We start from the raw sequence: 19,627 nt of genomic DNA, 5'->3' as shown, positions 1-19,627 counted from the left end.
CGCAAAACAAAACCCCTCAACGATCCCTGAAATCGTTGAGGGGTTTCTGCTTCTTCTCTTAGGTGCAATGGAGATCTATGACATTTCCGCTTGCTTTCATAAGTTTACTTTATATATTAAAGAGTAAACTATAAGTAAAGACTATAAATTGGAATCTATGACAGAGCAAAACGCAGAATTATCAACCGATGAGCGACTACAGCAAGCGATCGAGGATTACGGCAAGCTACAAATCGCCAAGGCTTATGATCGTCGCTCTCTTCAGCCAGATAGCTTTGAATTGTTCTGGGAGGAAATCAAACCAGCATGCAGGTTTGAGCTAACAGAGAGCAACGAACTGCTGATCAATGGAGAACGCCCAGATTTTTATGTGGAGTACCTGCGGCGAGACAAGCCTGAGATCCGCGATAAGTATTTCGCTCGTCCTGGTAAAGAGGCAGAATCTTCGCAAGTTCATCCCGCTCCGAATCAGCAAAAACAGGCATCGCCCAAAACTCAAGCGCCAGAATGCTTGTACGTGAGCAAGGCGCAATTGATGTCTCGCGAGTTCATGCTTGCGGCTGGAGTCGAACTGACGGCGGGAATTCAGAGCGGCAAAATCCGAGTTGATGATTCCCGTGCTGTTCAAAACGGGCATGAAATCCGCGAGTTCCTTAGTCCGCAAGTGGTTGAGCCTGCTGCACAAAAAACAGAAATTAAGCCAGCGCCGAAGACTTCGACAATCAGCAAAGCTCAACTTCTCGATCGCAATTTTCTTCGCAAAGTTGACGCTGAGTGGAGTGACCAGGGCGGATATCTGCGAGCAGTTCAGAAAGGTCTAATCCGGGTGGAGGGTTAAGTAAGACATGCAAGAAAAACCTGCACAAGTCCCCCCGGCAGTCCTACGCCCCAATCCTGAACGAGAACAAGCGCTTCAAGATCAGATTGCTCAAGCCGAAGCGGAAGGCGATCTAGAGTTTGCCGCATTCTTGCGAGAAATCAATCGAGCATCGCAAGCCGAATATTTGAAGGCGATTTTCTATTGGGAGGGCGGCGAAAATGGCAACGCATGACGGCGTAATTGATGATCAAAGTTTTCCGTCATTTCGGGCGGACATGAACAATTTGTTTCAGGCATTGATCACGGAATTTTCCGGGAATAGCCAGCCGCTAATCACATATCCGTTTCAACGATGGGTGGATACCTCGACATCGCCAGCGACAATCAAGCGGCGAAATTCGGCTAACAATGCATGGGTCGTCGTCGGCTATGGCGACACAACGAACGACGGCATGGCTACGGCGAACAATGCTGCACTGACAGGCACTCCCACGGCTCCCACGGCAGCGGCGGGGACAAATACAACGCAGATTGCAAACTGCGCGTTTGTTCAGACTGCGATCTCGAACAATCCATCATGGCAGACTGCGGCGCTTATCAATGGCTGGACAAGTTCCACTGGCGCGGGATTCCCGGCGATCGGATATCGCAAGCTTACGACTGGCACTGTTTCCCTGCAAGGCGTAGTAACGAAAACAAGTCCAACCTCAAGCGTGATTTTCAATCTTCCCGCTGGCTATCGTCCAGCGGCGGCTCAGCGCTTTTCGATGGTCGATACAACGGCTTACGTTCTGGACGTTTCCAGTGCGGGCGATGTCATCGTTAACTTCACTGTTACGCCCCCAGGAACAGCCTTTGTTCCGTTGTCCGCAGTTCGCTTCGAGGTTTAGACGATGATTACGAAACAAGTTTACAGAGTTGATGCCGCTAGTGGTTCTCTGATTGAGCCAGTGATTCTGGAAATCCCAGAAAACATTGACGAGGCGATTGCCCTTGGCTTGCCTCATGATCCGGAGACAGGAGAGTTTTCAGTGCCTCCTGCTCCGTCCGATTGCGTTGAACTTCATCCGCCCCAAGGATTGTATCGCCCCAAGTTCGACGGGCTTCAATGGCGGGAAGGATTGAGTCCTGAAGAGATTGCAGTACTTAATCCGCTCCATCCGAACTGGGAACAGCTTCAAGCAAGTTTGCGAGGAACTCCGTTGTTTGGCAAGGCAATGGGGACTACAAACGTGAACGCATGGTCACTACTGCTGTTTGCTCTAGGAACAAGCCGCAACATTGACGATTTGCTGTTTGCCGTCCAACAGGTTCGCATCGGCTTAGCCGAGGATTTTACCCAAGCCGAGATTGAAGAACTGAACACGATTCTTGCAGACTGCGATTTTGAAATTAGTTTGAGTTGAAACAATTGGCTTGATTTGGCTCGATTTGGCTAAGAAAACGATGGCAAAGAGAAAAAACATCAACGATCAACAATTGGCTGTAATCCGCGCCCTAGTCGCGGGTAGAAGCTATTCGGAAATCGAGAAAGAGCTAGGAGTTCCAGCACGGACAGCAACCCGTTGGAAGGCTCAATTTGCTGGACTTCTAGCAGAGTCCGACGATGCGATCTCTTCGATGATTGTCGAAGCGCGTGTCCAATCGGCAGGCTTGCTATCGTCGGCTCTGGATGAACTAGCATCGCTTCTGCGAACCGCAGAAGAACCAGAACACAAGCTTTCAGCGATCGATAGAATTTTCAGGGCTTACTCGATCCTGAATCCCCCGATAAACCCTGCCAGCGTTACGGTTTCGCCGTCTGAAGAGAATCACGGGCAGGTCGTCATTCAGCTTCCAGATAACGGTCGGGGGCGGACATGAAGAATCGCCGAGTTCTTAAGAATTTCAAACGATGGGAGCGTCGCATCGGCTCAAAGGATGCGGCAACAAATCAAGCAGCAGTTGAAGCGGCATTGCTTATCGGCATGTCGCTCTTTATGGGCTTTTGTGGTGTGTCGGAACAGAAAAAAGGAATCGAATAATGTCGCAATCCCTTGGAAAACTTGAACTTGAGTTAACAGCGAACAGTGCCCAACTGAAGCGCGAAATTGAAGCATCAGAGCGATTCGCTAAGCAGAAGGCAGAATCTATCAATAAAGAGCTTCAAGGCGCGTTCGGTGGCAACTTCCAAGGGAAAGGGCAACAAATTGGCGACAGTGTTGTTCGCGGTATTGATGGACGGCTGCGAGATTCAAGAGGTCGTTTCATTAAATCGACCGAAGATGCTCTCGGAAGTCCAGCACAACACCAATCCCACGGACGAAAGATTGGCGACGGTATCTCTAGTGGTATTCAGCAATCTCTCAAAGCCAGCACAGGCGCACTTCAGAACGTTATTAGCGGCATCTTTCAGGGAGTCGGTCAGACCATTTTCAGAACTTTGATGTCGCCGCTATCAGGCAGTTTTAACTTCATCGGAGATTCTGTTGGACAGGCGAATAAAATCGAAGCTCTGACGACTGCTTTGAAGTATGTTTCCGGCAACTCCCAGGAAGCCGTGGTGAACATGAAGTTTCTGCGCGATGCTTCTGATCAACTGGGATATAGCCTGACGACGCTGATTCCTGGATTCAATAGTCTGGCAGCATCGACGAAGGGAACGCAGCTAGAAGGACAGGAAACGAGAAACATTTTTTACTCGATCGTCGAAGCAGGTCGAACTCTCGGACTGTCTAACGAACAAATCAAAAATTCACTCCTAGCTGTCAGTCAGATGGCGGGGAAAAATATCGTTTCGATGGAAGAATTACGTGGGCAACTCGGTGAAAGCCTTCCATCGGCGATCCAAATCTTTGCCCGTGCGATGGGCGTTTCTGTCCAGGAATTTACCAAGATGGTTGAGTCAGGGCAGGTCGGAGCCGATGCCCTGACGAAGTTTTCACGGCAAATCAACAAAGAAATGGGCAGTGCTGTTCCTGCGGCACTCAACACTGCGGCGGCTGCATCAACGAATTTGCAGAATCAAATCGAAAAACTTCAAGAGAATCTTGGTAAGGGATTGCAGCCCGCGACAACTGCCAGCGCAAAGTTCCTCGCCCAGACCTTAGCCGAAGTTCAGAATTCAACGGCGTTCGATGCGCTAAATACTGAGGCAACTAAGTTTGCAGACTTTCTCAAGGAAAATCCCCAGTATGCAAAACTGCTTGGCTCCGCGCTCAATGAATTGCTGACAACCGGAATGCAGGCATTGGTTGCCGAGGCAGAGCGACTGCTGAAATACCTTGAGCAGAATCCAGACGCGATCAAGCAGGCGATCGCCCAGATTGCGGATTTTGGGAAACTTGTTGCGGACGTGATTCGTTTCTGCGGTGAAGTTGCCAGAACATTGAAGAGTTGGGATGACTGGCTTGGGAAGTCCAATGAGCGGTTCAACGGTGGAACTGACAACCTGATTACAGGCGTGAATAAATTTCTGGATTATTCCAAGTCAGTGCTGACAACTTGGCAGGGCATTGTTCAAACAATGGCGAACGCCACGGGCATGACTTCCGACCTCAAGCAGACCGGGAGCGAGCGCCCAGACTCGAAGGCGGCGGCATTACGAGACGCAATCATGGGTCAGGAGTCTAGCGGCGATCACAGAGCCGTGAACCGACATTCAGGCGCACTCGGCTTGTACCAGATCATGCCTGATAATCTCCCGTCATGGAGCAAGGCAGCGGTAGGTCGAGAGGTTGGGCGAGATGAGTTCCTGAATGACCCAAAATTGCAAACAAAGATCGCCAATCATCAAATGGCGACGATGTTTAGAACAGCGATGAATTCTTCTGGTGGGAATGAAGATATTGCAGTTCGTAAGGTCGCGTCTGAGTGGTACTCAGGGCAGCAAGGCTTATACGATGACCCGACACCGCAATACTACGGCGGCGGTACTTACCCAAGTATTCGCGAGTATACACAGTCAATTTTGAGCCGATACAAGCCATTGGCGGCGAAGTTAGGCAATCTCAGTCAAAGCGGCAATGCTCCCCAGTCAGGCGGCGCTATGAGCGACAATAGCTCGGCTTCTGGCGGCATTAATACATCTTCTCGATCGACTTCTACTGGAACATCGAAAGGCGTTTCAGGCGTTGATTTCAATGCCGCGCCGCCACAACAACAGCAAGAGAAAGTTTATCCGGTGATCGGAAGTTTCCCAATTACCAGTGGTTATGGCAATCGCCAGCATCCTACGAGAGGCGGCATTCGTTTTCACGATGGCATCGATTTGGGAACGCCCACAGGCACACCCGTTGTTAGTCCGATGGACGGCAAGGTAATTCGTTCTGGCGGAACTCAAGGCAAGGATGGTGAATTCGGCGGGTACGGCAAATTAGTCGAAGTCGCGTTCAAGGACGGCACAACGGCATTCTTCGCCCACTTGTCTCAAAATTTAGTCAAGGTTGGGGAGCAGGTTAAAGCAGGGCAGATCCTTGCGAAAACTGGTAGCTCAGGCGACGGAACAGGTCCACATTTGCATTTAGGAGCATCGAAGAATGGGCAGTCGATTGATCCTTCGTTCCTACTCGGCTACAAGCGAATTAATTCCCCGACACAGGGAACAGCGACAGGTAGCGATGCGATCAGCGACTTGCAGGCAGAGCAGGATGCGGCAAGAGAAGCGCGGGAACTTCTCGCTAAACGCAGAGCCAAGGAAAAAGAGGCGACAGACCGCGCACGGCTAGAACGTGATCGTGATTTAGCATTGCGACACCAGCGAGAAGATGCTGAGTCCGAATCTGCGATCGCTAAAACTCGAAACCCTGAACTCAAAGCACAACTTCAGAATCAATCCCAAATCACCCAGAAGAATCGCGCCGCAGAAGATCAGGTGCGGAAGGCGAAAGATGACCTTCAAGATCTAATCTCGGCTAGAACGGCGAAGATTCAGGACGGAGACGAGGGCGGCATCGATTACAGCAAAGCGATCGAGAATCAGAAAAAATACATTGCTTCACTGGAAAACCTAAAAACAAGCCTGTCGGAGGCTCCCAAGGCTGAATGGGCGAACAAGGTCACTGAGTCGATCGAGAATTTAACCAAGGCGACGAACGAAGGCGGCGATGCTGTCTTCGAGATGGCGAATCAGTACGAGAATGGTGACTCACCCGCGATTCAGCACATTAAGAATCTGAACTCTATTAATGCGGCGTATGAGTCCCAGAAGCAACGCATTGTCGAAACCTTGAAATCTGCCAAGGAACTTGCGGCGGTCGCTCCCAGTGCCGAACTGAGCGCGATTATCGGACGCAATGAAGCGAATCTTCAACGGCTAGATGAGGGGCAGAAACGCGCCATCGAACGTGCCACGGCATTAGAGGAACAGGCAGAGAAGGAACGCCAGAAGCAACAGCGCATCGATCAAATCTCTGTCAGCGGAGAACGCCGCAATACCCTAGCCAGTGGGCGACTGGGATTGCTTCAAGGTCAGATTTCTTTCGGCAACTTGATCGGCGGTGACACCCGTGAATTGCAGCGAGAGGAGGCTTCACTGAAAGAGGCTCTGCGCTTCGAGGATCAAATCGATGGACTGAAACAACTGCATGAGCAGGGCAAGATTTCTTGGTTAACTCTGAAGGATTTGACGGATCAAGCAGAACAGCTTAACGCTGTGAATTTGGCGAGCATCAATCAACAATTCAACGAGACACGGGAAATCATCAGTGATAATGTTCTGCCGCCGTTTAAGAACTTCGTGACCGAGATGTGGCAGGGCACGAAATCGATCGGCGATGCGTTCAAGAATATGATTTCTGGATTGCTCCAAAATCTCACACAACTGGCAGTAAACAAACTGTTTACTGGCTTGTTTGGGAAACTATTCGGCGGCATTGGCGGCGAATTCAGCGGCATTCCTGACATTGCCTCACCCATCCTGAACTTCGCATCTGGCGGCGACGTACCAGCGATCGGCGGTAACTCATTCAGAAGTGGCTACGGCGAAATCTCGGCTGCACTTCGCCGGGAAGGGCCGAACTCGGTCTTAGCTGCGCTGACACCTAAAGAGAAGGTGCTAAATGTTGACGAAGCAATGGCATACCGCAAGCTATTCCCGAACGGCATCGGCAGTGTTGCGAATTTCAGTGTGGGCGGCGATGTTGGCAAGATTATGCCCGTTGCTTCAATCCCATTAACAGGCGGCAACTCTGGCGGCGGACAAAACCTGAGCTTCCATACTTCGGTTCAAGTGAGTTCAGACTCAGGCATTGACCCAAGACGGGTTCAGGAGCATTTTCAGAAAACCGTTCAGGATGAAATGCTGCGACAAACTCGCCCAGGCGGGCTACTGTATCGCGGTTGACCTAGATGATGGCGAGGTCACCGATTGAACTATCGTGATCGCGATAGTTTAACCAGCAACTACCAGATTTCTGGTAATTGCGGTCGGTGAATTTCGCCACCTACCAGGCAATCTGGTAAGAGGTCGGCTCAGATCCCAGTAGACCTTGAAAGCGCCGCGATTGGTAAACTTCCTGACGTTTGATAGACTGGGCGGCAAGATAGATGTCGTCTTAATCGGGAGGTTTGAATGGGTTACAAAATGAGTAGAGCCACGGCTTTGATTCTCATGGAATTGGTAGACAAAGTTATGCCACTGAATGAAACTTCAGTTTCGCAAAAACCTGTTGATTCCAAACCTCAAAACGATCGCAAAGATTGCGACAAAGACTAACTCAAGTAATCAGCGAAGCCCTGCCGCAGTCCTTACAGAGAACTCGCTGCGATCTCGTTCCATCTTTGCGAGGTCTACCTTTTCCTGCCCGAATCGGTTGCCCTGAACCGCATTTGGGGCAAGTCAGGGAAATCACTCTCTGAGAAATCTCTTCCTGGGAATCTGTCGGCTGTGACTCTGCCTGTTTCTGAGCTTCTTTTTCCTTGAACCGCATCATTGAATCAAACAGCCAGTCGGTTGATTCGTATTTCCTCATAGCTTTCACCTGCTGAATCGTTTACATGATTTTGTTAGTGGCTATCAGAAAAAATGGTAGTTCAAATGGCTAAAAAAGATTTTGCGCCTGATCCCAAGAAGTCGGAGACATTGCCTCTAGCATCGGTATCGTAAACGCTAAGGGCAAGAGTGAGTCTGGTTACTCAATCCTTTTCTCAGCTTAGAAGTGCTCCATTTTGCACGTTACTGGGACTTCTGCAAATGATCAGACACTTAAATCTTGCTGAACGGAACTTAGGCAGAATAGTACAAACCTAATTTACGAAGAAATACGGAAATTTTCTGCCTAATTGCCCTATTGAGGAGTAACATGCGAAACATGCATCATCTAATGTTTCAATTTCTGGCACTAGGCAAAGAGCGTCGATACTAATTCCCCAATTTAGGGATATTATGCTGACTTTCGGTAGTCTATATTGCTTCAAAGGAATTTTATGCTGACTGTTTTCTGTCTTTGGTCTAACATCCCGATCTGGATGATTAGGCGGAAAGAGTCAGTCTAAATAATTGTTAGACCGCTGAATTATTTATATGGGAGGATTCAGAAAATTATCTGGGGGTGCTGTAAATATTATTAGGTGGGCGTAGATTCGTGCTTAGAATGTAAGAGGCTGCAATGAGACGTAACATATGTACGCAGTCAGTGAACGATTACGGAAACTTGCCCTTCCCATATGGGTGCAGCCATAATTGAGGTGTCATCAAGAAAAAATGTCTAGACTTTATGGAAGATTCAACTGAGATTTTCGTCTTTGCATCCCCTGAAATTGAACAGCTTCTAGCAGACTACCAGACAGATGTGGTCGAGTTGTTAAAGAGACAAGATATTGATGTGCGCTATGGTGTTGCGTCTGATCCAGCAGTGACAGGCTTTCAAGAAAAATCTGCCCCTAAAGTTATTATTGCCTCAGCAGCACTTACTCTTTCCTTAACACCACTTTTGTCTCAAGCTATACAATCCATCACCCCCAGGGGTATTGTTGTTCATGAAGTTATCTGCATTCCCGTAGAAGATTCTCAAGGAAATGTTGTACGTGATGCATCTGGAGAGCCAGTTTTACAGTGGGTGAGAAGAGATAAACTTCATGAATTCTCCCAGCAAATTAATAGAACTTCTCAAGTTTCACTAAAGGGCTTTGGTCTTGAAGTTAAATATAGTGATTCTTCGGGAGAAACCCCGCCTCAACAGTAGAAGTTAAACTTGAATACTTATCCGTAATCTTATCCTAAACTATGTTCAGAAAAGCATTAGTCATGGGTTCTAACGGACCTGCTAACTATGGTCAACTCCGGTATGCGGTTGATGATGCAGCAAGAATAGCGGATGTTTTAGGTAATGAAAAATACTGTTTTGATGTAAGCAGATTGGAGTCAGAATTTGACCGTAGCGCTGTTTTAGATAGACTTACAACAATAGCAAAATCTTGTAGAAAGCAAGATACTTTAATTTTTTATTTCTCAGGTCATGGCGAATGCCGCGATGGTGAATTGTTTTTGTTGCTCGACACAACAGAACCTGAGAACTTAGCTCTTTCAGCACTTCCAATTTCGTGGATTATAGATACATTTAACCACTGCAAAGCTGAAAATAAGCTGCTTGTACTTGATTGCTGCTATGCGGATGCAGGTCGTAATACTACCTTTAAAGGCGGAGGACAACCTATAAGCAGTCAGTTAGTATCTGCTTCGCAAAGAATAACTATTGAGCCGCAGAATTATCTTGCGCTTTTAGCGGGTGATCATTTAGAAAGAACACAAGAAATAAAAATTGAGTATAAACGCTCCACTCTACATGGAGGGTTTCTAACAACTCACCTTTATTTAGCTCTTACAGATAGATTCAACGAATTAGATAGAGATAAAGACGGAAAAATCACTGTTGATGACTTGAAGGATTGGCTATACGATCAAGCCAATAAATACAATGGGGAAAGAGAAAAGGATCAACATATTCCATGTCCAATGTTACGAGGAAAAGCTCAAGGTCCTTTTTATCTAAATCTTCAACCAAATCTCAATAACAATTTAAATGAATTAGATAAGGATATATGTCCATATCAAGGTTTAGAGCCATTCTCAAGAAAATCAAGTTATTTCTTTTGTGGGCGCGAGAATGTTGTTGAAGAAGTTAAATATAAATTAGAGAAATCAAATTTTATTTTCTTAGCGGGTGCATCTGGGAGCGGTAAATCTTCTGTGGTTCAGGCTAAAATCTCTCCTGATCTAGAAAGATTAGGATGGAAAGTCTTAAACCCTATTGTTCCTTGGACTGATCCAGTAAGTAAGCTAAAGATTGAAATAACTCAACAGCTTTTTCCAGCACTAAATCCAACTCAAGCCCAAGAGATAGCTCAAAAGATTGAAAGTGATGGCTTAGGTATACTTGCCGACTTATTAAACGATACCAGTAAAATTTTGATCATCATAGATCAATTTGAAGAAGTATTCACAGCTAGCTCCTGCAATAAAGATCAGCAAGATAAGTTCATCGGTATTCTGTCTAAGTTTATCAATTCTAGTGAATCTAAACTTGCAGTTATTGCAACGATAAGAGCAGACTTTATAGACAATTGTCTTGGTGACAGTTCGTTAACTCGAATTATTCAGAACCATACTATATGGATTCCACCTTTGCAATCCAATGAGATTAAGGAAGTCATTGTCAAACCAGCAGATCTTCAGGGAGGATATAAATTCCAATCAGGATTGCCGGATTTAATTATCAGAGACATTGGCAGTGAAGAAAACTTTCTGCCTTTACTTGAGTTTGCTCTAAAAGAATTGTGGAATTTAAGGGACAAGGAAAACTTGGAAATTACATTTGAACATTACAAGCAACTGGGCAATGGACAAGACCGACAATCAATAGATGGTGAAGGTTACAAGCTTGGTGGAGTACTTGGTGCTTTAAATCAACGCGCCGAAGAAATTTTCACCACTTTTAATGAGCATGAAAAAGCATGGGTTAAACGAGTTTTTGTACGACTAGTTAGAACAGGATTAGAATCTCGTGATACTCGGCAAAGACAATCTAAGAAAAATATCTTGGAATTGGCACGAAACGATTTAGAGGATCAACAACTTATTGAGTCAGTTTTGAATAAGCTTATTCGTGAACGACTGATTGTTACGGATAGAGATCCTAACAGTGGTGTTGCGTGGATAGATTTAGCTCATGAAGCACTTATGGATGGATGGATCCGGTTCTCTAACTGGAGAAAGGAGGACCGCGAAGTTCGTCGTCTTTTGGATCGGTTAGAAGATGAACATCGAGAATGGCTTAGACATGCAAAAGACGGAAAGTTTCTTGCTGGGCAAGGATTACTTGCCCAAGCTAAAGAAAAGTCTCTAGAGCTTAGTACGCACCTATACGATAGTTTAGAAGAGTTCATAAAAGAAAGTGAAGTAGCAGAAAAGAACAGGAATCTTGTTCATAGCTCTGCTTTGGAAGAATACAAGAAAGAAGCGGAACTGGAAATCAAAAGATATCAGCTAGAAGCAAAAGAGCGACATTTAGAGTTAAAAGAATCTCAGTTGAAATTTGAAGTAGAACTTAGAACGAAAGAAGTAGAGCTTCAGGCATTTCGTCGTGAAGCAGATATGTATAAACAGCAAAGTGAACAGTTACTTAGGATCATTGTCGAGCCACCTAAAACAGTCATAAGAAATTACATCCAGGAGATACCTGAAAGGCATATAATCAACATTTCTGGAAATTCAGGAGAAATTACAGTTGGTGATCGTATAGGAGGTGATAAAAATCTTGTATTCCAGTATTCAAGACAGAATCTGGCTGAAGCAGCAGCTGAAATTAGACAATTGCTTGAACAACTATCTACAGATTATTCAAATAATACACCAACAGAGAAAATGCATCTTGGTGCCCAAGTTTTGGAAGAAATAGATAAGAAGCCAGAATTGAGATCAAGAGTTATACAAGTGCTTAAGGAAGCTGGCAGTGATGCCCTTGCAGAAGCAATAGATCATCCGGCTGTCAAGGTTGTTATAGCTGGAATAGAAGGTTTCCTACATCCAGACGAAAGTTCATGATTTTATTATTTTTCCTACGTTTATGATTTCAACGCCGAGGTCTAATCGGGTCGAGAAGGGCGTTTAACCCTTCCCTCCCACCACCCATCATGCGGGTCCGCAATGGGCGGTTTATGAAGACGCGCAAACAACATTGATAGCTTTTAGGTGTAACCTTGGACTTTCTTCCAAAGTTGCACAATGGATAGCAATCCCCCATGCTGATTGAGTCTTCTGATTTGGTAAATCAAAGTGTGGAAACTTTCTGCCTCACGATCGTTTTTATACCTGATCGAAGTAGTGCATCAGATTCTCCCGTCGCTTATGCCCAGTGCGCTTCTGAATCTGGGCAGGGCTGTAGCCTTTGTCTCGTAGCTTCGTAATATATGTGCGACGAAATGAATGAGTGCTGACTCCTTCTAACCCAACACGATCGCAAGCCGCTTTGAGAATTTCATGCGCCTGCATCCGCGACATAAAGCCTTGTTTACTGCCTCTACGACCTTTGAATAGGTAGCCTGTCTGTGGCATCTCTCCAGAATGGCTCCAAGCATCTAGCAAGGATTGTAGCGCGGGGACGATTTCGACTTGTTGGGTTCCAGTCTTGCCCTTGCGAGTCTCACGGGTGAAGGTGATGAAGTTGCCCCGAATCATCTCGACTTTCAGTTGCAGCGCTTCACTAATGCGGCATCCGGTGAACATGCAAATGGCAAACAAAGCGCGATCGCGGAAAGTTTGAAAACCATCCTCAAACAACCGGGTTAATTCTTCATCGGTCAAGATTTTCGCCTGTCCGTGACCGTCCACTTTTGCGGATGCTTCTAAATCTCCAAGGTCGATATCGAAACTGAGCATGACGTTCTTAACTCGAAGCACTGTAACTTTCTTATCCTACCTTACAAAATAGTAAATCGTAAAGTATAGGCATCAAACCCTTATTCTTTCGTTCTTCTAGCTGAGTCTCATCAAAATCGCCGCGCTTATTGAGAATGATTCATCATTATTGCGAAAACAGCATTGGTGTTGATAACAGATGAGACTCAATTCGAGAGCAAGGAATGAGCAAAGAAAAAAAGTGATGGTTGGTTGTCAGGTAAGCGAGGTCTATGCCTAATGCAATTCTTTTATTGCGGCTTAAACCATTGGTAGCAGACTAACTGTACTTCTTCTTCTCGAATGATATCGAGCAGGTTTATCTCCTCTTCCTCCTCAACTTCGTAATAAAGCTCTTGATCGACAAACAAGATATCTAAATCAGAGATTAGGTCCGTCAAATTCCTGTTCTCAGCAAAACGGCTCCAAATCGCTTTGATGTCTTTCTCATAACTCCGAAGATTTGCCGAAACGATTACTCTCAACACTCGTTCTTTTAATTCAGCATCAGTTGGTTCATCAATAAATAAATCCGCCTGAGTGAGAGCAGTCTGAATCTTCTGGAGAAGTTTCGATAAAGTCGGTCTAAGTCGTGTGCTGCTCTGCTGCTTTTTGAAGCCCTGAAGCAAATTTCGGGTTGCTCCCTCTAGAATGGCAAAGATCGCATTATCAAAAGGTACAGGAGGCAACTCGTCCGGGTTCGGATAGTCACTAGCGTTACACTTCAACCATTTGAAGATAGTGCTGTATCCGGTGATCATCTTGTCTGGGCCAGTGGAGATGTGTCCATTGATTCGAGGGTAGAAATGCCAAAGATGACGATTTCGTACCCGAAATGCTAAGAAAACCCCATCCACATCCTTCAGATTGCTACGGGTGCTGTGAATTCCCAGTGGGATCTCTTCAGCCGCTTCAGTGCCCATTTGCAGCATGAATTCTTGTAAGGGGAAACGCATTTCATCGAGCGACACTAAATCTGATGCTTGCTCTAGTTCTTCTAGAATTGCTGCTTTCTCTGCGTCTGTATCCGCTTCTTTAAGGCGGCGGATTTCTTCTAGCGATCGCTCTGAGATGGTTTCCCCTAGAACGCTGGCATCGAGTCCAACTTCTCGATCAATCGTCGCAATTCTCTGCTGCAATCGAGCTACCAAGCCGAGTAAATCTTCTAACCCTTCTTCGGGAAAACAGTTGTAAATGGATAGCTGATCGAAGTTCGTCCCTAAGCGATCGATGCGTCCCGCTCGTTGAATCATCCGTACTGGGTTCCAATGCAGGTCGTAGTTAATCAGAACTCCTGCATCTTGGAGGTTCTGACCTTCTGAAAGTACATCAGTACAGATGAGAATGTCGATCGGTTGCGACTCACAGAGTTCTAAATCCTCCGCAGTTTGACAGTTTGCGATTGGGGCAAAGTGTCTTACCTTCTCTTCGCGCTGTTTGCCGGGGGTAGCTCCGGTGATGAGATCGATTTGTGGAGCGCGAGTGGACCGCATTTTCCTTAACCAATCCTCATCCTTGAGCAATTCCTGATAGACATAAACAGCGGTGTCTTTGAAATAGCTAAAGACAAGGACTTTCTGACCTTTGAGCGTGAGCAGTAATTGCTTGAATGCAGCTAACTTCAGATCGTAATCCTGTCCCGTCTGTGCTTTATTCCTGATGGCTTCTAGCTTTCTCAGGATGTCCTCTAGGGCGTGAAAGTCCTCATTAATCTGGGCTTTAAGTTGATTCGTGTCGTACTCTTTGGGGTCAACTTCTTCAAGAGAGGCAATCAAATCCCCGATCGAGATGTATTCTTCTTCCTCGGTTTCAGCCGCGATGATCTTGCGGAACGTCTTGCCATCGAGCAGTAGACCTGCATCAAGGCAAGCATCAAACTCACTCTGAAAGACACGTTGGCTGGTGATACTGTTCTCAAAGGCAAGCAGCGAACTCTCTAAACGCTTGAGATACAAAGCTTTCATCAAGGCGACTAACGCTTCATTTCTCTTAATTTGTGTCTGATCGTCCTTGTTCGGTTTCTTCTTAAACGCTTTGATGTTGTAAGGTGCGAGATTCAACTGATCAATCTGTTGAGCGATTCCAGCATATAAACCCTGAAAGCTCGACTCAAAATTGTAAGTGAACTGCTCTAACTGGCGTCTAGGAAAGCGAATCTCTTTACCTGCAATGAAGATTTGTTCCCCTGCCTGTTGCCGCTTGATCACGTCCTGGCGAGATCGACGGACCATCGTTTGCATCAACAGTTCAGTAATCTCAGTTTTGCCCTGATTCAAGTCCTGAAAATAGCTCTGAAGATTTGAGATGCCCCATTCCTGGTAATAAGTCTCGCGATTCCGAGTAAGCAAGAGAATCTGATTCCGCAAATCGAAAACGGTGTTGTTGATCGGTGTCGCTGTCAATAAAACAACTCGCTTATTTCTCTTCCCGCTTTGTAGCAACCGCTGTAGGTTCTGATAACGATTCGTTCCAGAGTTTCTGAAGTTGTGCGATTCATCCACTACAACGATGTCGTAACGACTGAATTGCTTAGTATTGAAGTTTTTTCGCCCTAACTCTTCCTGAGAGATGACCGTCGCCTTGATGCCGAAATCATCTAACTTTTTGCGCCAAACTAGATCGCGTAACTGAGCCGGACAGATCACCAATGCGCGAGGAACATAGCCAGGTCGTTTATCTTTGATCAGATAGTGATCCAGCAGCCGGAGTCCGATGAAGGTTTTACCCAAACCAACTGCATCCGCAATCATACAAGCATTATGTCGCTCTAGTAGCCTGACTGCGCGTTCAAATCCTTCTTGTTGGAAACTGGCAAGTTCGAGCGATGTGCGATCGTTACTCTTCTCTAGACCGACATCCTCTTTGAACAGTTCATATAGCGCTTTCACAAACACTTGATAGGGTGTGTAGGACTTGCTGCCGAATTTAGAAGCGTTGAGGGTCGCGATCAGCTTAGTTTTGTAGTCAGTATCAACGCTTGGGTCATTCCAGAATTTCTCAAACCATTCATTTCGCAGGTTTTGTGCTGCATAACGATGCTTATTCAGCATATTCAGTTCCGTGTTCCCCTGTAGACCAGAGGGTGTGAAGTTACTGGAACCGACAATGCAGTAATCATCAAAAATATAGGCTTTTGCATGAAGGAAAGGTGTTCCCTCTGCCATTGCACCATAGAGTCTCACTTGAATGTGAGCCTGTTCCAAATAGGCAATTAGGCGATCAATGTTTTGTTTGTAATCGAGGTTGAACGGTTCACCTTCTAGCTGTCCCTGAACGTTGCGGCGAAAATATCGGGTGAGATCAACGCGATCACGCTCTGCTGCCATAATGGTAGGGTCACGACCAATGAGGAGTCTTAGGCTGGTGAGTTGGTTGAGAGCCTGTTCTAGACGAATCCAAGCTTCGATGCGGAAGAATCCAGTCGCGATGTCGAGAACGGTCTGTTTCTCAGACTGAATGATCGTCTCCAGAACATCTTTTAGTTTGTGGCGATCGTTGTCGATGTAATCGGGGAGTGGCATTAGTTCTGTCCTCCCTCAATGATTTTGATTTCTTCTGAGGTTAAGCCGTAGAGGTGGGCAACGCGATCATTGATTTCTGCTTCCCAGTGCGCAACGTTTTGCCCTTTGGCATCAAGGCATTTTTGGGCTAGATCAGAGATAACATTATGATCGACTGGGGAAGCCTGGGGAATAGGAACAGTCTTCATAAAAATTGCACTGGGTTCATAGAAGCCATTTTGAAGTTTCGCAAGAAGCTTATCGAAGAGCCACCAGGCAACTTTAGAATTCAGAACTCCTAGCAGGTATTTCGACGATCCTGAGATAATGAAAGCCTTTTGATTGGTGAAATAGCCTTCCTCATCCCAGGTGAACTCATTGCGACTACAAATATTTGGGTAGACAATTTTGCTGCTCTCGAACTCCCGCCAGTACTTACATGATCTCAGTTCCCAATAAAATCTGCCTTGATCATCTCTTCTAATTAATTGATCACGAAATAGTAAGAATCTTTCGTAAATAGCTGGATAAGTTGAGGCGAATTTCTTTTCAGCTTCATTTCCTACCAATCCAGACCAAGAATGTTTTTTGTTTTCTGATGATTCAATCTTAATGAGATATTGTTCAGCAAATTTTACTTGCCAACGCTTTACATCTCTTCCTCTCAAGAATGGCTTTAGGACATCTGCTGATGAAGGATGCTCAACAATCAATTGGTCGCGTGTGGCTCGATCAACTACAAAGGCTTCATTAAACCCAGTAATAATACCCCGATAGAGCCGTCCATTTACAAACTCATTAAGCGGCTGTCCTACACTTTGCAACTTCTCTATTAGTCGTTGCACAACTGGAGATTCTAATCTCCATCCACTGGAAGTTAACTCTTTTTGAGCAATTAGAAAACTATCAGAACGGAAAACAGAAGCAAATTCATTGACAGATTTCTCATCATCCCAGGTCAGAGATCGCACCTCATGCTCTTTAGGTTCAGTTCTAGCAACTTGCAAAATACTGGGATAAGCGATCGCTTCAAACACCGGAGCGTCACCAAAATCGATGAGATGTTGAATGCTACCTTCACTGCTCAAAAACTTCCGCAGCTTTTCTCCATACCCAGAGCGCATGTATTTATTCGAGCAAATGTAGGTCAAATTGCCATTAGATTTGAGTAGCCGAAATCCACGCTCAAAGAAGTACACAAATAGGTCAGCCGTACCCGCATAGCAATCGTACTCTTCTTGAAGTGCAGGTTTAAGCTCTTTGATTTGTTCGTGTCTTACGTAAGGTGGATTCCCAATCACAACATCAAACCCGCCCTTCTCCCCAAATACATCATTGAAGTGCAAATGCCATTGGAAGAAATCGAGCGATCGCAACCCTCGCGCCACGTTGATCTCGATCGAGTCCAGTTCCTTTATCGTGCTATCAATTGATTGCAGCTTCTGAGTTTGAGCCTTACTCAGTTTGCCCATCAGCTTAAGATCTCGTTCTAGATTGCGTAGATCGATCAGCAAATTTTGACGGCGATTTGAGATCGCAATCCGGAACACATTCTTCTCAGCCTCTAGAATCTGCCCTCTCAAATCTTTGCGTTCATCTGCCTGAGAAAGGAAATACTGCTTCTGTAGAGTGACGAGCTTCTGAATCTCGATTGATACAGGGTCTACAGCAATTGTTAGCTGGTTATTCTTAGTCGGGTCAGGAATCAGATGTTCACCGTTAATGGTAGAGATCAGCGAGTTCCCAGCCATCAGCTTGTAATCGAGATTTGGCAGGGGTTCTACATCATCAATCGTCGGAATATCGACAACCATCGACAACCACATTCTGAGTTTGGCAATCTCGATCGCTTCTGGCTTGATGTCTACACCATAAAGGTTATTGGCGATGATGCTACGCTTCAATTCGCTCATCGCGAGACTGCCCCGTTTGAGACTGCCTCCTTCTCGCTGTCGAATTGCCTGCCACACGGACAGAATGACTTGCATCATGCCTAGTGGGAATGCACCCGATCCTACAGCCGGATCGCACACTTTCACCGACTCTAGAGCCTTTCTCAGCTTTTTCGTTTGTTCAGTTGAGAGTAGCTTTCTCAGTTCAGCATCTGGCATCTCAGTTTCATACTCTGCCAATTGCTTCACGACTTCCAAATCAACACCGCTTTCATCAGCCAGATAGCGCGATAGCGACTCGACACACATGAAATGAACGATTCCCCGTGGGGTGTAGAAAGTGCCGCTCTGTCCGCGTTCATCGGCAGCCAACAGATTCTCGAACACCTTTCCTAGCATCTCCGGGTCAACGGCTACGTCTTCATCGCCTTGAACGTTTTCGGATACAGTAAAGTTATAGCTGTTGAAAAACTTGAGAACGCTTTTATTACCACTTGGATCAAATAGCGAATTCGGTAGTGTGAGTGTTTCTGGTGTCTGTACTCCCGCCGCATCGATCACCTCTTCGCCATAATCGCGATCGAACAATCCTCCATTCAAGTAAGGAATCTTGCCCCAAGGCGACTCAAAATTCGGACGCTGTTTGTTCAGCATCTCGAAAAACAACGGTTCTAGCAATTTGCTGTAGAAATCGTTATCTTCTGGCTCAGTCTTCAACAGACGATATTGATTTCTAAGAAAGTCGCGATCACCACCCAGAAACTCTTTCTTTTGCAAAAAGTACAGGAACATCACGCGACCAAGCAATCGTTGAGTGAATTGGTGAAGTCGGCTTTGATCCTCAAAATAGGGGTGCTTGTTATGATTGTGAATAACACGCTGTACTTCCTCGAAAATCTCCTTGTAGCCTCTGTAAAACTCTTTGGTTAGCTTCTCAACGTCGAAGGCTTCACATTGACGCTTGTAGATCTCCTGGGGACTAAGACGATGAGTCGCGATTGCTTCCAGCCGATCCCGATCATAAGCAGTAGGAGTTCTACGATCAATCAGCAGCTTCCGAATTCCGACTTTCAAATTCATCTGAGTGTCGAAACTCTTGCGGGGATTAACCAGCATCAGATGGTTGTAGTTCTCCTTTGTGCCAATGAGGAGAAAATCAGACGGACGACGATATAGACTTTGCGCGATCGCTCTCATCCGATTGCTGGCAACGCTGACCGATTCCCATTCCTGCTCCTGAAGTTGAAAGAGTAGGACCTGAAGCGAATCATTTCCCTTACGATGGTCAGCAATCAAATGAGCATCCCAGATTGCCTCTGCACTCCGGCTTGGTAACTCTAAATCTTTGATGGAAAGCGGTTGAGCCGTTTGAAGAACGTTATAGCCAAGCATCCTGAATACGTCAGCCACATTGGGTGCGTTATCCATTCGTCTGACATCATCCAACTGCAATAACCGTTCGGGCATGGGGGCTTCCTCGTCGTTGTTAGCCCTCCTAAAAACACGCAAACCAATCCGCAAGACGTTGCAGTTTTGTGTCTTC

The 19,627-nt window shown here is 46.0% G+C and carries 14 protein-coding genes; 10 read left to right on the top strand and 4 right to left on the bottom strand.

Annotated features, from left to right (window positions below):
- Window positions 1-157: 157 nt before the first annotated feature.
- The 8 genes from ACMUEV_RS15680 (at window position 158) to ACMUEV_RS15645 (ending at window position 7,514) form a co-directional block, all read left to right on the top strand.
- Window positions 158-838: a hypothetical protein gene (locus ACMUEV_RS15680; RefSeq protein WP_190652259.1), complete on the top strand. Its 681-nt coding sequence runs from the start codon at window positions 158-160 to the stop codon at window positions 836-838.
- Between the two features lie 7 nt (window positions 839-845).
- Window positions 846-1,052 (top strand): hypothetical protein, encoded by a 207-nt coding sequence (locus ACMUEV_RS15675; RefSeq protein ID WP_190652258.1) that lies wholly within the window; start codon window positions 846-848, stop codon window positions 1,050-1,052.
- Window positions 1,039-1,710 (top strand): hypothetical protein, encoded by a 672-nt coding sequence (locus ACMUEV_RS15670; protein ID WP_190652363.1) that lies wholly within the window; start codon window positions 1,039-1,041, stop codon window positions 1,708-1,710. Before ACMUEV_RS15675 ends, ACMUEV_RS15670 begins: the two co-directional genes overlap by 14 nt.
- 3 nt (window positions 1,711-1,713) lie before the next feature.
- Window positions 1,714-2,226: a hypothetical protein gene (locus tag ACMUEV_RS15665; protein ID WP_190652257.1), complete on the top strand. Its 513-nt coding sequence runs from the start codon at window positions 1,714-1,716 to the stop codon at window positions 2,224-2,226.
- 40 nt (window positions 2,227-2,266) lie between these two features.
- A complete protein-coding gene (locus ACMUEV_RS15660; protein WP_190652256.1) occupies window positions 2,267-2,683 on the top strand; it encodes a helix-turn-helix domain-containing protein in 417 nt (138 codons plus the stop codon).
- On the top strand, window positions 2,680-2,844 hold the full coding sequence (locus ACMUEV_RS15655) for a hypothetical protein (RefSeq protein ID WP_190652255.1): 165 nt from the start codon (window positions 2,680-2,682) through the stop codon (window positions 2,842-2,844). Before ACMUEV_RS15660 ends, ACMUEV_RS15655 begins: the two co-directional genes overlap by 4 nt.
- Complete coding sequence (locus ACMUEV_RS15650; protein WP_415354606.1) at window positions 2,844-7,142, top strand: tape measure protein; 4,299 nt, start codon at window positions 2,844-2,846, stop codon at window positions 7,140-7,142. Before ACMUEV_RS15655 ends, ACMUEV_RS15650 begins: the two co-directional genes overlap by 1 nt.
- 240 nt (window positions 7,143-7,382) lie before the next feature.
- Window positions 7,383-7,514 carry a hypothetical protein gene (locus tag ACMUEV_RS15645; protein ID WP_277880445.1) on the top strand — a complete coding sequence of 44 codons (132 nt, stop codon included), beginning with the start codon at window positions 7,383-7,385 and terminating at the stop codon, window positions 7,512-7,514.
- 1 nt (window position 7,515) lies between these two features.
- On the opposite strand, the gene ACMUEV_RS15640 is transcribed toward ACMUEV_RS15645, so the two are convergent.
- Window positions 7,516-7,770 (bottom strand): hypothetical protein, encoded by a 255-nt coding sequence (locus tag ACMUEV_RS15640; RefSeq protein ID WP_190652860.1) that lies wholly within the window; start codon window positions 7,768-7,770, stop codon window positions 7,516-7,518.
- 744 nt (window positions 7,771-8,514) lie between these two features.
- Here ACMUEV_RS15640 and ACMUEV_RS15635 point away from each other — a divergent pair.
- Together ACMUEV_RS15635 and ACMUEV_RS15630 are read left to right on the top strand one after the other, a co-directional pair.
- Entirely contained in the window at window positions 8,515-8,982 is a 468-nt protein-coding gene (locus ACMUEV_RS15635) for a hypothetical protein (protein ID WP_190652861.1), read from the top strand.
- A 41-nt stretch (window positions 8,983-9,023) separates the two neighbouring features.
- Entirely contained in the window at window positions 9,024-11,840 is a 2,817-nt protein-coding gene (locus tag ACMUEV_RS15630) for a caspase family protein (protein ID WP_277880446.1), read from the top strand.
- Between the two features lie 261 nt (window positions 11,841-12,101).
- Here ACMUEV_RS15630 and ACMUEV_RS15625 read toward each other — a convergent pair whose 3' ends face one another.
- The 3 genes from ACMUEV_RS15625 to ACMUEV_RS15615 form a co-directional block, all read right to left on the bottom strand.
- Window positions 12,102-12,674, bottom strand: a complete 573-nt coding sequence (locus tag ACMUEV_RS15625; RefSeq protein ID WP_190652863.1) for a tyrosine-type recombinase/integrase — start codon at window positions 12,672-12,674, stop codon at window positions 12,102-12,104.
- A gap of 269 nt (window positions 12,675-12,943) precedes the next feature.
- Window positions 12,944-16,213 carry a helicase-related protein gene (locus ACMUEV_RS15620; RefSeq protein ID WP_190652864.1) on the bottom strand — a complete coding sequence of 1,090 codons (3,270 nt, stop codon included), beginning with the start codon at window positions 16,211-16,213 and terminating at the stop codon, window positions 12,944-12,946.
- Entirely contained in the window at window positions 16,213-19,551 is a 3,339-nt protein-coding gene (locus ACMUEV_RS15615) for an Eco57I restriction-modification methylase domain-containing protein (RefSeq protein WP_190652865.1), read from the bottom strand. The genes ACMUEV_RS15620 and ACMUEV_RS15615 overlap by 1 nt, the downstream gene beginning before the upstream one ends.
- Window positions 19,552-19,627 lie beyond the last annotated feature (76 nt).

This window comes from Leptolyngbya sp. FACHB-1624 (assembly GCF_047649235.1).
Taxonomy (GTDB): Bacteria; Cyanobacteriota; Cyanobacteriia; order Leptolyngbyales; family Leptolyngbyaceae; genus Leptolyngbya; species Leptolyngbya boryana.
The sequence above is the reverse complement of the archived record's forward strand: the minus strand, read 5'-3'. Positions and strand labels throughout refer to the sequence as shown.